12 protein-coding genes are annotated in these 13,207 nt (G+C 56.7%); 2 read left to right on the top strand and 10 right to left on the bottom strand.

Going from position 1 to position 13,207, the window contains the following annotated elements; genetic code table 11:
* Positions 1–37: 37 nt before the first annotated feature.
* Both ACR0BU_RS07000 and ACR0BU_RS06995 read right to left on the bottom strand, forming a co-directional pair.
* Positions 38–1,075: a Hint domain-containing protein gene (locus ACR0BU_RS07000; RefSeq protein WP_300066346.1), complete on the bottom strand. Its 1,038-nt coding sequence runs from the start codon at positions 1,073–1,075 to the stop codon at positions 38–40.
* A gap of 152 nt (positions 1,076–1,227) precedes the next feature.
* Entirely contained in the window at positions 1,228–1,926 is a 699-nt protein-coding gene (locus tag ACR0BU_RS06995; RefSeq protein ID WP_298934914.1) for a corrinoid protein, read from the bottom strand.
* Between the two features lie 307 nt (positions 1,927–2,233).
* Here ACR0BU_RS06995 and ACR0BU_RS06990 point away from each other — a divergent pair, with 307 nt between their 5' ends.
* Positions 2,234–3,304 carry a PA0069 family radical SAM protein gene (locus ACR0BU_RS06990; RefSeq protein WP_480735658.1) on the top strand — a complete coding sequence of 357 codons (1,071 nt, stop codon included), beginning with the start codon at positions 2,234–2,236 and terminating at the stop codon, positions 3,302–3,304.
* Positions 3,305–3,351: 47 nt separating this feature from the next.
* On the opposite strand, the gene gltA is transcribed toward ACR0BU_RS06990, so the two are convergent.
* Both gltA and gltX read right to left on the bottom strand, forming a co-directional pair.
* Positions 3,352–4,647, bottom strand: a complete 1,296-nt coding sequence (gene gltA / locus ACR0BU_RS06985) for a citrate synthase (protein WP_298934916.1) — start codon at positions 4,645–4,647, stop codon at positions 3,352–3,354.
* A gap of 121 nt (positions 4,648–4,768) precedes the next feature.
* The gene (gene gltX, locus ACR0BU_RS06980; RefSeq protein ID WP_480735656.1) at positions 4,769–6,169 is read right to left on the bottom strand and encodes a glutamate--tRNA ligase; all 1,401 of its coding nucleotides are present in this window, start codon (positions 6,167–6,169) and stop codon (positions 4,769–4,771) included.
* 78 nt (positions 6,170–6,247) lie between these two features.
* Between gltX and ACR0BU_RS06975 the strand changes: the two genes are divergently transcribed.
* Positions 6,248–8,299, top strand: coding sequence for a ComEC/Rec2 family competence protein (locus tag ACR0BU_RS06975; protein ID WP_480735655.1), 2,052 nt, complete (start codon positions 6,248–6,250; stop codon positions 8,297–8,299).
* Here ACR0BU_RS06975 and lexA read toward each other — a convergent pair.
* The 6 genes from lexA to ACR0BU_RS06945 all read right to left on the bottom strand — a co-directional run bounded on the left by lexA (position 8,293) and on the right by ACR0BU_RS06945 (position 13,118).
* Entirely contained in the window at positions 8,293–8,991 is a 699-nt protein-coding gene (lexA, locus tag ACR0BU_RS06970; RefSeq protein ID WP_298934919.1) for a transcriptional repressor LexA, read from the bottom strand. The genes ACR0BU_RS06975 and lexA overlap by 7 nt on opposite strands.
* 78 nt (positions 8,992–9,069) lie before the next feature.
* Positions 9,070–10,242: a molybdopterin molybdotransferase MoeA gene (locus ACR0BU_RS06965; protein ID WP_480735654.1), complete on the bottom strand. Its 1,173-nt coding sequence runs from the start codon at positions 10,240–10,242 to the stop codon at positions 9,070–9,072.
* On the bottom strand, positions 10,239–10,712 hold the full coding sequence (gene moaC / locus ACR0BU_RS06960) for a cyclic pyranopterin monophosphate synthase MoaC (protein WP_480735652.1): 474 nt from the start codon (positions 10,710–10,712) through the stop codon (positions 10,239–10,241). The genes ACR0BU_RS06965 and moaC overlap by 4 nt, the downstream gene beginning before the upstream one ends.
* On the bottom strand, positions 10,712–11,524 hold the full coding sequence (trpC, locus tag ACR0BU_RS06955) for an indole-3-glycerol phosphate synthase TrpC (protein ID WP_480735651.1): 813 nt from the start codon (positions 11,522–11,524) through the stop codon (positions 10,712–10,714). Before trpC ends, moaC begins: the two co-directional genes overlap by 1 nt.
* Positions 11,521–12,540 carry an anthranilate phosphoribosyltransferase gene (gene trpD / locus ACR0BU_RS06950; protein ID WP_480735650.1) on the bottom strand — a complete coding sequence of 340 codons (1,020 nt, stop codon included), beginning with the start codon at positions 12,538–12,540 and terminating at the stop codon, positions 11,521–11,523. The genes trpC and trpD overlap by 4 nt, the downstream gene beginning before the upstream one ends.
* The gene (locus ACR0BU_RS06945; RefSeq protein ID WP_298934924.1) at positions 12,537–13,118 is read right to left on the bottom strand and encodes an anthranilate synthase component II; all 582 of its coding nucleotides are present in this window, start codon (positions 13,116–13,118) and stop codon (positions 12,537–12,539) included. Before ACR0BU_RS06945 ends, trpD begins: the two co-directional genes overlap by 4 nt.
* Positions 13,119–13,207: the final 89 nt, after the last annotated feature.

The raw sequence follows: 13,207 nt of genomic DNA, 5'->3' as shown, positions 1-13,207 counted from the left end.
AGCGAGGTCAAGGCAAGCCTTGGACCGACATCTGATGTCAGGCCGCCGACGCCCGTGCCTCATACGAGGCCAGCATTGGGCGTGCGGTAGGCCCATATGTGCTGATGCCGTCGGCTGCAAGCTCAGGGAACAGCGAGAGAATTTCCTGACGTGCCGCGTCATCCAAGCTGTTCCATCCCTGAATCCCCGGATGAAAGCTCTCACTCAGGCAGCCTTCGGCCCAGACCAGTTCGTGCTGATCAAACATCAAGTGGAAATATGTGACGGCCCCGCCGGGGAGAATCCTGATATCTCGGCCATTTACCAGTTGTTTTGCCGGAAGCAGAGCTTCGGCGTGGCCGGTATGCAGTTCGATACGCCAATCTTCCAAGAGCATCCGGTGTTGTTGCGAGACCAACAGGTCCCGCTGATTGCCCAATGCGCCTGCTTGAATTAACACAGGTGAAAAAGGTCCCTGCGCTTGCACCGTGCGCTGACCAATCCATCGCAGGGTTTGCAGGCCGTGGTCTAGCGTTTGAATTTCGTCACCAACGCTCAGCTGCTCCACAGCTCTCTCGCCGCAGTCCGTTCTGATCAATGTGCCGGATGTAAAACATGTCACCAAATCCCAGCTTTGCCGGTTTGCCGTTAGACCCGAGAAATTGTTCCCGTTCAGGCTGTTGAGGGTGATGGAGCGGATGGCCCCGGCTTCAAGCGCAACTTGGTCTGTGTTTGCCGTAAACTCGGGCATCAGGTAGGCATTGCCATTGACGTCCTGCGCGACTACGGCGGTAATGTTTGCTGTGGTCCCATCAATGTAAGTGATGGTCGCATTGAAAATGGACGTGCCATCGAAGGTCTGTGTCGGTCCGCCGTCGATTGAAAATTGATCGTTTCCGACAGTATTGTTCATTTCGAACACCGAGCCGGGGTTGCCAACGGGGGACCAGGTTACAGCGTTATTGAGTAGGGCGTTGCCCGAAGCGCCAAAAGTCTGGCCCACAAGCGCAGATGCGTTTTCGGCGATATTGTTGCCTTCGAAACTGTCGATATCGGCAATGTTGCCAAGAGAAATGGCAGTAAAAGTAGTGGGCACTGGAACCTCGGAACTCTGGTAACATATTCTAACTGGGCACTAGTTAGAACACGTCGATCCAAATCTCAATTTAGAATTCCGGTCAGGCAAACAGTTGAACAAAAAAAGCCGCCCAAAAGCGGGCGGCCCTTATTGAACTATTGGGTTTGTGGTCAGCCAGCCAGTTGATTGTGCTTACGAGACACGAATTCCTTTGCGGTTTCCACGGCCACGGCAGCATCGCGGCAATAGGCATCAGCTCCGATGGCTTTGCCGAATTCCTCGTTCAACGGCGCGCCGCCGACAAGAACAATATAGTCGTCGCGCACGCCTTGTTCGACCAGCGTATCAATGACGACTTTCATGTAAGGCATGGTCGTGGTCAGCAGGGCAGACATGCCCAGAATATCGGGCTGCTCGGTCTCCAGCGCTTCCAGGTAGTTTTCGACCGGGTTGTTGATGCCCAGATCAACCACTTCGAAGCCTGCTCCTTCCATCATCATCGACACAAGGTTTTTGCCGATGTCGTGAATGTCGCCTTTGACGGTGCCGATTACCATCTTACCCACACGCGGTGCGCCGGTTTCGGCCAGCAGCGGCTTCAGGATTGTCATGCCGCCCTTCATGGCGTTGGCGGCCAACAGAACCTCAGGCACGAACAAGATGCCGTCACGGAAGTCGTGGCCAACAATCGTCATGCCGCCAACCAGCGCTTTGGTCAGAATGTCGTAAGGGGTCCATCCGCGTTCCAGCAGGATGTTCACGCCTTCCTCAATCTCTTCCTTCAGGCCATCATAAAGATCGTCGAACATCTGTTCGACAAGTTCGTCGTCGTTCAGTTCGGACAGGACAATGTCTTCTTCGTCGGACATGGGGATTCCCTGAGCTGTTCGGGCGCGCAGCCCGTGGTGGCATTTGTCCCGTTTTGGCCAAAACGTCGCAGCCTGACTGTGACGATTGCGACCTCGGCGGTTTCGTGACCGACCTATACGTTAAAATCTTGGACCACTCGACAGAATTTTCTGCAAGATCATCCTGCATTTGGTTCAGGTTATGACGAACGATACCTTTCACCGGATTTTCCTCCATCGTGTTCCGATGCCGTCGTTTTTCAAATGCACTGCCTTGCGAATTATGCCGCCGCCGCCTATCTTGAATAAGAACAAAAGGCGAACAAAAATGAGTCATCTGTCTAATATCCGTGGTCGCGGTGCAGCATCGAATGCTGTTGGCCATTTTGAACGCTATACAACGGTTGCAACAGATGATGGGTGGTGTGTGGAAGAAGACTTGCCACCGCTACGGACAGAAGTTCGGGACGAAGTGGCGCGCAGCCTGATCACTTACAACCGCTCACCAGATCTGCCATTCGATCGGTCGATAAATCCCTATCGCGGGTGCGAGCATGGTTGTGTGTATTGTTTTGCCCGTCCAAGCCACGCCTATCTGGGGATGTCGCCGGGGCTGGACTTTGAAACACGCCTGATCGCCCGGCCCAACGCGCCCGAGGTGTTGCGAAAGGAACTATCATCCAAGGGTTATCGAGTTGCACCAATTGCGTTGGGAACCAACACAGACCCCTACCAACCGGTCGAAAAAATGCGTTTGATCACTAGGGCCTGCCTGGAAGTGCTAAGCGAGTTCAACCACCCGATAGCGATTGTGACCAAGGGCGCGTTGATTGAGAGAGATCTAGATATTCTGGCAGATATGGCGCACCGAAGTCTAGTGCGCGTTGGAATATCGCTGACTACACTCGACAGCGGTTTGTCGCGGCGGATGGAACCGCGCGCGCCATCACCGCAGCGACGTTTGCAGATAATAAGACGATTGACCGAAACGGGTGTGCCAGTGCGCGTCATGACGTCTCCGGTGGTGCCCGGCCTGACGGATTATGAGTTGGAGCACTTGTTAGAGGCGGGCAAAGAGGCAGGCGCGGACGTGGCCAGCTGGATCATGCTGCGCTTGCCACGGGAAGTGTCCGAGCTTTGGCAGGACTGGTTGGCAGAGCATGAGCCAGCGCGGGCTGACAAGGTGATGACCCATCTGCGCGACATGCATGGCGGGCGCGAATACGATCCGCGTTGGGGTCACAGAATGCGGGGCGAGGGCGAGTATGCCCAGATGATCGCCAAGCGTTTCAAGCTGGCAATCAAACGTTTGGGGCTGGCAACGCAGTCCGAGCCGCTAAGATGTGATTTGTTTTCGAAACCACCCCAGGCAGGTGATCAACTTAGCCTGTTTGAATAGTAAACGCCCCGGAAGACCGGGGCGCTTTTTCGTTCTGTGCGTTTTAATCAGCGCTTTTCGATGTCGACGTAATCGCGGCTTGTCTCGCCCAGGTACAGCTGGCGCGGTCGGCCGATCTTGTTCTGTGGATCCGCAATCATCTCTTTCCACTGGCTGACCCAACCGACGGTGCGCGACAGCGCAAAGATCGGTGTGAACATCGAGGTTGGGAAACCCATCGCTTCGAGGATGATGCCTGAATAGAAGTCCACATTCGGGAACAGCTTCTTCTCCGCGAAGTAAGGGTCTTCCAGGGCTTGTTTCTCAAGCGCTTTGGCGACCTGCAGTTTCGGGTTGTTCTCGATACCCAGCAGATCGAGAACCTCATCCGCCGATTGCTTCATCACTGTCGCGCGCGGGTCGAAGTTCTTATAGACACGGTGGCCAAAGCCCATCAGGCGGAATGGATCACTCTTGTCCTTGGCACGATCAATGTATTCCGGAATGCGATCGACGCTGCCGATTTCTTCCAGCATCTCCAGGCACGCCTGATTGGCGCCACCATGGGCTGGCCCCCAAAGACAGGCGATCCCAGCGGCCACACAAGCAAACGGATTTGCCCCAGATGACGAAGCAAGGCGCACAGTCGAAGTCGATGCGTTCTGTTCATGATCTGCATGCAGGGTAAAAATCCGGTCCATCGCACGGCTCAGGATCGGGTTGACCTCATATTCTTCGGCGGGAACGCTAAAGCACATGCGCAGGAAGTTTGACGCATAATCAAGATCGTTGCGCGGATAAACGAAAGGCTGACCGTTGTGGTATTTGTAAGCCCAGGCCGCGATGGTTGGCATCTTGGCGATCAGGCGGTGCGATGCCACCTCTCGTTGATGCGGATCCGAGATATCGGTTGAATCGTGATAGAAAGCTGACATCGCGCCAACAACGCCGACCATGATCGCCATTGGATGCGCGTCCCGACGGAACCCGCGATAGAAATACTGCATCTGCTCGTGCAGCATTGTGTGGCGCGTAATGGTGGTTTCAAACGTCTCGAGCACTTTTGCATCCGGCAGCTCTCCGTATAGCAGCAGGTAGCAAACCTCGAGGAAATGGGATTTCGCAGCAAGCTGTTCAATCGGGTAGCCGCGGTGCAGCAGCTCGCCTTTGTCGCCGTCAATATAGGTTATGGTGCTGTCACAGCTGGCGGTCGAGGTGAATCCGGGGTCATACGTGAATACCCCTGCCTGGCCGTACAGCTTGCGGATGTCGACAACATCAGGCCCGGCGGTCGGCGAATGAACCGGCAACTCATACTCTTTACCATGAACGGTCAAAGTGGCTGTTTTATTGCTTTCAGTCATGGTTGTCCCTTCTTCATTCATGCGCAGGTCAAGACGCCGTCTGACCTTGCGGGCAACGGCTGCGCGCAGGGGCGCAGTCCGGGTGTTAGCAGTGCAGCGTTACCCGATTATGAAGCTTGGGTTACTTCGCTGCTTCTGAAAGTCGCGCCAGGGTTTCATCTCGTCCCAGCACAAGCATCATGTCAAAGACCGAAGGTGTTACCGCCCGGCCTGCCAATGCAGCCCGAAGTGGGCCCGCCAGCTTACCGAACTTGAGCTCCCTTGCCTCGGCAAAGGAATTCAGAGCCTCCTCCAGCTCGTTCCGGCTCCAGCTAGCATTTTGCAGATGCGGCGTCAATTCTTCCAGTATACCATCGGATACAGAATTCAGAGCCTTTGCCGCTTTTTCATCCGGAGTGATAGGACGTTCGGTCAGTACAAAATGCGCTTTTTCAAGGAGTTCCGGGAAAGTTCTGGCCCGATCTTTGAGGCAATACATCGCACGTTCCAGATCACCGGATTGTGTCTGCGTGAGCGAAGGAAGGTCGGCTGCGGCCAGGTAATCTTCTATCTCATGCCGCAATGCAGCATCGTCGGACAATGCGATATGCTGTCCACACAGGTTTTCCAGCTTTTTCAGGTCGAAACGAGCAGGGCTTTTGCCGATTCCATTCAGATCGAACCAGTCTTTGGCCTGTTCATCGGTGAAAAATTCATCGTCCCCGTGGCTCCAGCCCAGACGAGCTAGATAGTTGCGCATACCGGCAGAGGGGTAGCCCATGGCCTGGTATTCCTGCGCCCCTAGCGCGCCGTGACGTTTGCTGAGCTTTTTGCCGTCTGGGCCGTGAATGAGCGGAATATGGGCCCAGACCGGCACATTCCACCCCATGGCCTCGTAGATCATCATCTGGCGCGCGGCATTGTTCAGGTGATCGTCACCGCGGATCACATGGGTCACACCCATATCGTGGTCGTCCACGACCACAGCCAACATGTAAACGGGCGTGCCGTCAGATCGCAGCAGGATCATGTCGTCCAACTGATCATTTCCGATGGTGACATCACCCTGAACCTGATCCCTGATCACCGTCGCACCGACCTGAGGTGCTTTGATGCGAATGGCGAACGGCGCATCCGGATGCGTTTTGGGATCGGCATCTCGCCAGGGGCTGCGGAACAGTGTTGACTTCCCCTCGGCCCGGGCCTGTTCACGGAATACGGCAATCTCTTCCTGGGTCGAGAAACACTTATACGCTTTGCCTGCGGCCAGCAGTTGATGCGCGACTTCGGCATGGCGGGATGCGCCATCGAATTGAGAGATAACATCGCCATCGTGATCCAACCCGAGCCACGCCATACCTTGCAGAATGGCCGCCGTGGCTTCGGGGGTCGAACGCTCGCGGTCAGTGTCCTCAATCCGCAGCAGGAATTGACCGCCGCGGCCGCGCGCATAAAGCCAGTTGAACAGCGCCGTGCGCGCGCCACCGATGTGCAAAAATCCGGTGGGCGAGGGGGCAAAACGGGTGACGACCTGATCGGACATTTTGTTGATTAACCTTTTGGTAACCGCGAAGGGCATAGTTTGGCGACTGTCTAACGAGCCCGAAGGACGGGGGCAACCATGCGTGTTCTTGCACGGGCTGAGGCTGCGCTGCTGAACCAGACCGGGTATTTGTTTCCCTGGTCTCCGGTATGCCTGGCCATCGGTATCGGCCTCTACTTCGGATTACGGTTCGAGCCTGAGTGGCCGATCTATGTCGGTCTGGGCGGCGCGGTTTTGGCTCTGCTTGGCCTAAGCCGTGCGCCGTTGCCCGGTTGGGGGCCGTTAGCAATCGGGGGGGCGCTGGTCGCCGTTGGTTTCATACTGGCGGGCGCGCGCGCCCACATGGTGGCAGAACCGGTTCTGTCGTGGCGGTACTATGGCCCGGTCGAGGGGCGGGTCATTGCCATGGACCGTTCTGCCTCGGATGCGCTGCGTCTGACGCTGGACCAGGTGCGCGTAGGGGACGTACCAGCGGGCCGCCGTCCGCAGCGCATCCGAATTTCCGTCCACGGTGACGCGGTCCCCATCGCGCCCGGGCAACGGATTATGACAGCGGCACACTTGTCGCCCCCGCAGGGCCCGGTTGAGCCCGGCGGTTTCGACTTTCGGCGTCACGCGTGGTTTAAACGCCTTGGTGCGGTTGGGTATACGCGTGTACCGATCTTGACAATTGCGCCTGCTGCCGACGGGGTTGGTGGAGTTCAGATCACCGCCTGGCGCATGGCGATTTCTCAGCGCGTTCGCACGGTTCTTCCGGGTGAAGTCGGGGGCTTCGCAGCCGCTGTCACCACAGGCGATCGCAGCGGCATGGGGCAGGCGACGCTGGATGGTCTAAGGGCATCGAACCTTGCGCATTTGTTGGCGATTTCTGGTCTGCATATGGGGTTGCTGACTGGGTTTGTCTTTGTGTCCTGCCGAATCGGCCTGTCGGCTGTCCCATCGCTGGCCTTGCGGATGCCGGTTCGCAAAGTGGCAGCAGCTTGTGCGATGGTTGCGGCGGTCATCTATTTGATGTTGTCAGGCGGCAACGTTGCGACAGAGCGTGCCTTTGTCATGGTCAGCGTCATGTTTGGTGCGGTGTTGATCGACCGGCGCGCCATTTCACTGCGCGCAGTGGCTGTCGCCGCCCTGATCGTGTTGGTTCTGCGCCCCGAGTCTTTGCTTAGCCCCGGATTCCAGATGTCTTTCGCGGCCACCACTGCATTAGTGGCCGTGTTTGGTGCGCTGCGCGACTTTAGGTCTGTATCCATTCCAAACTGGCTGAAACCGGTGATCGGGGTACTGTTGTCCTCGGCCATTGCAGGCCTGGCCACAGCCCCGATCGGTGCCGCACATTTCAATACGATGTCCCACTATGGGCTACCGGCGAACCTTTTGTCGGTTCCCGTAATGGGCATGATCGTAGTTCCGTCGGCGGTTATTGCCGCGTTGCTGGCACCCATTGGTTTGGAAGCGGTCGCATTGAACGTCATGGGTATCGGCTTGCATTGGATTCTCAGCGTTTCCGAGTGGGTTTCGGAATTGGATGGCGCGCAAGGACATGTTGTTAGCCCGCCAGCGTTTGTACTGCCTCTCATCGCATTGGGAGCGTTGTGGCTGGCCTTGTGGCAAGGACGGGCAAGATGGGGCGGCATTGCGCCAATAGCGATCGCCTTTCTGTTATGGAACCCAGGGCACCGGCCAGACATTCTGATTGCTGAATCCGGAGGTCTGGTGGGGGTAATGACAGAACACGGCCGGGCCTTGAGCAAAGAACAAGGCAGCGGTTTTGTGGCAGGGGTCTGGTTGGAAAACGATGGCGACGGGGTGGACCAGATCCAGGCGGCGCTGAGGTGGCCCGAAGAAGCAGGCAAAATCCGACGTTTCACATTGCACGACAAAGAGGTCGTTCACCTAACCGGCAAACGGGCTGCTCAGGGCTTTGATGAATGCCACGACAACCAGATCATCATCTCAGCAGTCGCGCTTGATCTTAATGGGAACTGCGGCCTTTATGATCCGGACCGATTGCTCAGAACTGGTAGCCTGTCATTCTCGGATGGGAAACTGACCACCAGTGCTGCTAAGACAGGTCATCGGTTGTGGTCCCCGAAAAGTCCCGGGAACCGTCTGTCGCAAAAGGATCAATAGGTCCGGATCAGACCGACCAAACGCCCCTGAACCTTCACCTTGTCTTCGGGAAGAACACGGGTCTCATAGGCCGGGTTCGCAGCTTCCAGTGCGATAGCCTGACCGCGGCGGAAAAAGCGTTTCAGCGTGGCTTCCTGATCTTCGACCAAAGCCACGACGATATCGCCGTTATCCGCAACCGCAGATTCTCGGATGACAACCACATCTCCGTCGTTGATTCCGGCGTCGATCATCGAGTCGCCGCGAACCTCTAGGGCATAGTGGTGACCCTGACCCGAAACCATTGGCCCGGGAACGGCGACCTTGTGCGACACATGACTGATCGCCTCAATGGGAACACCGGCGGCGATCCGGCCCATGACGGGCAATTCCAGCGCATCAACCGAGACGGGCTCGAAATTGGCCGGACGTGGGCTGGATGGCTTGTCACCTTCAATCACGCGCGGGTTAAACCCGACTGTAGGTTCGCCGCCGAGGCTTTCGGGCAGCTTCACAATCTCGATGGCCCGCGCGCGGTGGGCAAGGCGCCGGATAAAGCCGCGTTCTTCCAGCGCAGTGATCAACCGGTGGATGCCGGATTTCGATCGCAAGTCCAGAGCGGCTTTCATTTCGTCAAAACTGGGCGGAACACCGTCCGCCTGCACGCGTTTGTGGATGAATTCCAACAAATCCAATTGCTTCTTGGTCAGCATCGCTCACACCTCGTCGCTCATGCGTTTTCTTTTGTTCTACGCATGTTCACGTTTTGTGTCAACTGGATTGCGGCAATACTAGATTGGCAGATATCGCACCGTATCGCCAATTTGCAGCGCCGGATCCTGCGGAGGGCGAACCAAAAGAGCGTTGGCCTGCGCCAAAACACTCAGCAGGGAACTGTCCTGATCTGCGCAGGCGCGAATGCCGTTTTGATCCACAATCGCCCTCATGTAATGCTCTCGCGGACCATTGGCGTCGAGGCGCTCCAACAGGGTTGTATGCTGAAATGGGGGGACGGTCTGTTCCAGGCCCAGCATGCGCCGCACCATCGGGGCCAGGAACAAATAGCCGCATACCATGGCGCTGACAGGGTTTCCGGGCAAGCCAACCATTGCTGCATCCCCCATACGCCCGGCCATCAAAGGTTTGCCAGGGCGCATTCGGATTTTGTAGAATGATCGCTCCATCCCCAGGGATTGAGAGACGTCGGACACCAGATCGTAGTCTCCGACGGAAGCGCCGCCGATCGTGACGACCAGATCCGCGCCCTTTGCCATATCAAAGGCAATCTCAAGCGAAGACACCGTGTCCTGCGCTATGGGTAAGACCCGAACATGGGCGCCAAGCCCTTCAAGCATCGCCTTGAGGCCAAATGTATTCGACGCGATGATCTGATCGGGGCCGGGCGTTTCACCCGGCATGACAAGTTCATTTCCGGTTGAGATCAGGGCAATTTCAGGCTTTCGCGCGACAGGAACCTTGTGGACGTTCATCGCTGCCATCAACGCGACATCTTCTGCGCGGAGCAAACGCGGGGCCGTGATGGTGGTCCCTTTGGTGAAATCTACACCTGCTGGACGAATATTGGTCTTTGACCCGGGCGTGTCGCTGACGGTAATCAAGTCGCCGCGCCGGTCCACATCTTCTTGAATAATAACGAAATCTGCGCCTTCGGGAACCGGCGCGCCAGTAAATATGCGAACGGCCTGACCGGGCCCAACCGCACCTTCAAATCGTTGCCCTGCTGCCGCTTCGCCAATGACTTTGAACATGGCGTGCCGTTCAACTTCGGTTGCCTGAACCGCGTAGCCATCCATGGACGAGGCTGCAAATGGTGGCTGATCCCGGGTCGCAGCTACGTCCTGTGCCAGAACGCGCCCCGCAGATTGAGCCAGAGGAACCTGTTCCACAGGTAGGGGCGCGACCAGATCAAACAGCAGCGCGCGGGCGTCTTCGACGGTAATCATTTTGCCTCGTAACGCCCTGACTTCCCACCATCTTTCAGGAGTACACGAATACCGCCGATCTCCATCGCCTTGTCGACAGCCTTCGTCATATCATAAACGGTCAGAGCCGCGGTCGACACAGCGGTCAGGGCTTCCATTTCGACACCAGTTTGCCCGGAGGTCTTGACGGTGGCTTCGATCTGCACACCGGGAAGGTCCGGATCCAATGTCAGTTCCACGGCAACTTTGGTGACGGGCAAGGGATGGCAAAGCGGGATCAGATCGGGCGTTTTTTTGGCCCCCATGATTCCGGCCAGACGTGCGATCCCTAGAACATCGCCCTTCTTGGCGCGACCTTCTGAAATGATATCAAAAGTTTCCATGGCCATCTTGATGTACCCGGCAGCGATTGCGACCCGATCTGTGACGGCTTTGTCCGAGACATCCACCATATGCGCCTGACCTTGCGCGTCGAAATGGGTAAGTGGCATCACATCACTCCGGGGATCAGCGGGTTAGCCAACAAATGACGTGTGGCCGTCGCCACATCGTCCTGCCGCATCAGGCTCTCTCCGATAAGGAAGCACCGCGCACCGTAACGGGCGATATCGGATAGATCCTCGGGTGTGTTCAACCCGCTTTCGCAGACAATTGTCCGGTCTGCTGGCACCAGTTTCGACAACCGCCGTGTTGTATCAAGGCTGGTTTCGAAGGTCTTGAGATTGCGGTTATTTATTCCAATCAGCGGACTTTTCAGATTTGCAGCGCGTTCCAATTCTGCTTCATCATGGACCTCGATCAGAACGTCCATTTCCCAGTCGAACGCGGTCTGTTCCAACTCGGCGGCTTGTTCATCTTCAACCGAGGCCATGATGATCAGGATACAATCCGCCTCCAAAGCGCGGGCTTCGACGACCTGATAGGGGTCGTACATGAAATCCTTGCGCAACGCAGGCAAGGACGTCGCCGCACGCGCTTGAGTCAGATAATGCTTGGCGCCTTGGAAACTAGGCGTGTCGGTCAGCACAGACAGGCAAGTCGCGCCGCCATCTTCATAGGCTTTGGCCAAAGCCGGAGGATCAAAGTCAGGGCGGATCAACCCTTTGGATGGGCTGGCCTTTTTGACCTCGGCGATCAGTCCATAGCCTTGGCGGGAGGCGGATTGTAAAGCTTCCGCAAAACCGCGCACTTCGGATGCGTTTTTTGCTTCGCTTTCAAGTTGTTCTAGGGACTTGCTTGCCTTATCCGCAGCTACTTCTTCCAGTTTATACGCTTTGATTTTGTCCAATACGGTTTCGGTCATGCGGCTTCCTGTGTCATGCGGGCCAAGGCGGTGATTTTGTCTTTGGCTCTTCCGCTGTCGATGCTTGCAGCGGCCACTTCGACGCCTTCACGTAGGTCGCTTACCGCTTCAGCCACAACCAGTGCTGCAGCTGCATTTAGCAAAACAGCGTCACGATAGGCCGAAGGGGTACCGTCCACCAATGCGCGGAAGGCATCGGCGTTCTCTTCCGGAGATCCGCCAAGAATGTCCTCGAAAGGGTGTACCGGAAGGCCAGCATCTTCGGGATGCAATTCAACCTCTTTGACGGTTCCATCTTCCAAAGCCGCCACCCAGCTGATGCCAGTAATAGTCAATTCGTCTGTTCCGTCGGATCCATGCACTAGCCAGGCATGCTCAGATCCCAAAAGGCCCAGCGTTTCTGCCATTGGGCGGATCAGGTCCCGGCTAAAGGCGCCGGTCAGCTGGCGCTTTACGCCTGCGGGGTTGGTCAGTGGCCCAAGGATGTTGAAAATCGTGCGCGTGCCAAGTTCTTGCCGCGAGGGCATGACATGGGCAATGGCTGGATGATGCATCGGCGCCATCATGAAGCCAATTCCGACCTCTTCTAGCGCGTTTTCAACGGTTTGCGGGCCGACCATAACGTTGATACCCATCTGACCCAACGCGTCTGCAGCGCCTGATTTGGAACTGAGATTTCTATTGCCGTGCTTCGCCACAGTAACCCCAGCGCCAGCAACCACAAAGGCCGTCGCGGTTGAGATGTTCAGAGTGCCTTTGCCATCTCCACCGGTCCCAACAATATCCATTGCACCAGCCGGCGCTGTTACGGCGTTACACTTGGCACGCATGACTGCAGCGGCAGCCGCATATTCCTCGACCGTTTCGCCCCGTGTCCGCATTGCCATCAACAGCCCGCCAATCTGGCTGGGCGTTGCTTGACCATCAAATAGAATCCCAAAGGCCTGTTCAGCTTCGGCACGGCTCAGGGGACGATCGGCGGCTGCTCCGATCAGTGGCTTTAACGCGTCGCTCATGCCGGGACTTTCAATTCTTGCAGGAAGTTCTTGAGCAAGGCATGGCCGTGCTCGGATGCGATGGATTCCGGGTGGAATTGGACACCGTGCATCGGTAGCTGTTTATGTTGCAGCCCCATGATCGTGCCGTCTTCCAGTTCAGCCGTGATTTCCAGGCAATCGGGCAGGGTGTCTCGGTCGACGATCAGGGAATGGTAGCGTGTCGCCTCGAACGGTGATGGAAGGCCGGCAAAAACGCCTTTGCCTTTGTGATGCATCATGCCCATCTTGCCGTGAACGATTTCATGGCATCGCACAACCTTGCCGCCAAAGACCTGCCCGATGGTCTGATGCCCAAGACAGACACCCAAAAGCGGGGTTTTCGTTTCGGCAGCAGCTTGCGTCAGTGCAAGGCAAATCCCGGCTTGATCGGGGTCGCAAGGCCCGGGGCTGAGCAAAATGCCAGCCGGATTCATGGCCATTGCCTCCTGCACATCAAGCGCATCATTGCGGCGAATAACCATTTCGGCGCCAAGTTCGCCCAAATAATGTACCAAATTGTAGGTAAACGAGTCGTAGTTGTCGATGAGCAGCAGCATGTGGGCACTTATCTCGGCTTGGGCATTTCAGGCTGGCGATGCAGCCCCTGGCCACGGTATAATGTCGGGACATACATGCTCAGGCTTGT

The organism is Ruegeria sp. CK2 (assembly GCF_056536585.1).
This window is presented reverse-complemented; position numbering and strand designations above follow the sequence as displayed.

Excerpts from the sequence above, each read along its gene's own strand:
- moaC (WP_480735652.1), bottom strand. The coding sequence starts at position 10,712 with ATGCCACTTACCCATTTCGACGCGCAAGGTCAGGCGCATATGGTGGAT.
- lexA (WP_298934919.1), bottom strand. The coding sequence starts at position 8,991 with ATGCTGACCAAGAAGCAATTGGATTTGTTGGAATTCATCCACAAACGC.
- ACR0BU_RS06945 (WP_298934924.1), bottom strand. The coding sequence starts at position 13,118 with ATGCTGCTGCTCATCGACAACTACGACTCGTTTACCTACAATTTGGTA.
- ACR0BU_RS06990 (WP_480735658.1), top strand. The coding sequence starts at position 2,234 with ATGAGTCATCTGTCTAATATCCGTGGTCGCGGTGCAGCATCGAATGCT.
- ACR0BU_RS06965 (WP_480735654.1), bottom strand. The coding sequence starts at position 10,242 with ATGATTACCGTCGAAGACGCCCGCGCGCTGCTGTTTGATCTGGTCGCG.
- ACR0BU_RS06995 (WP_298934914.1), bottom strand. The coding sequence starts at position 1,926 with ATGTCCGACGAAGAAGACATTGTCCTGTCCGAACTGAACGACGACGAA.
- ACR0BU_RS06975 (WP_480735655.1), top strand. The coding sequence starts at position 6,248 with ATGCGTGTTCTTGCACGGGCTGAGGCTGCGCTGCTGAACCAGACCGGG.
- gltA (WP_298934916.1), bottom strand. The coding sequence starts at position 4,647 with ATGACTGAAAGCAATAAAACAGCCACTTTGACCGTTCATGGTAAAGAG.
- trpC (WP_480735651.1), bottom strand. The coding sequence starts at position 11,524 with ATGACCGAAACCGTATTGGACAAAATCAAAGCGTATAAACTGGAAGAA.
- trpD (WP_480735650.1), bottom strand. The coding sequence starts at position 12,540 with ATGAGCGACGCGTTAAAGCCACTGATCGGAGCAGCCGCCGATCGTCCC.
- gltX (WP_480735656.1), bottom strand. The coding sequence starts at position 6,169 with ATGTCCGATCAGGTCGTCACCCGTTTTGCCCCCTCGCCCACCGGATTT.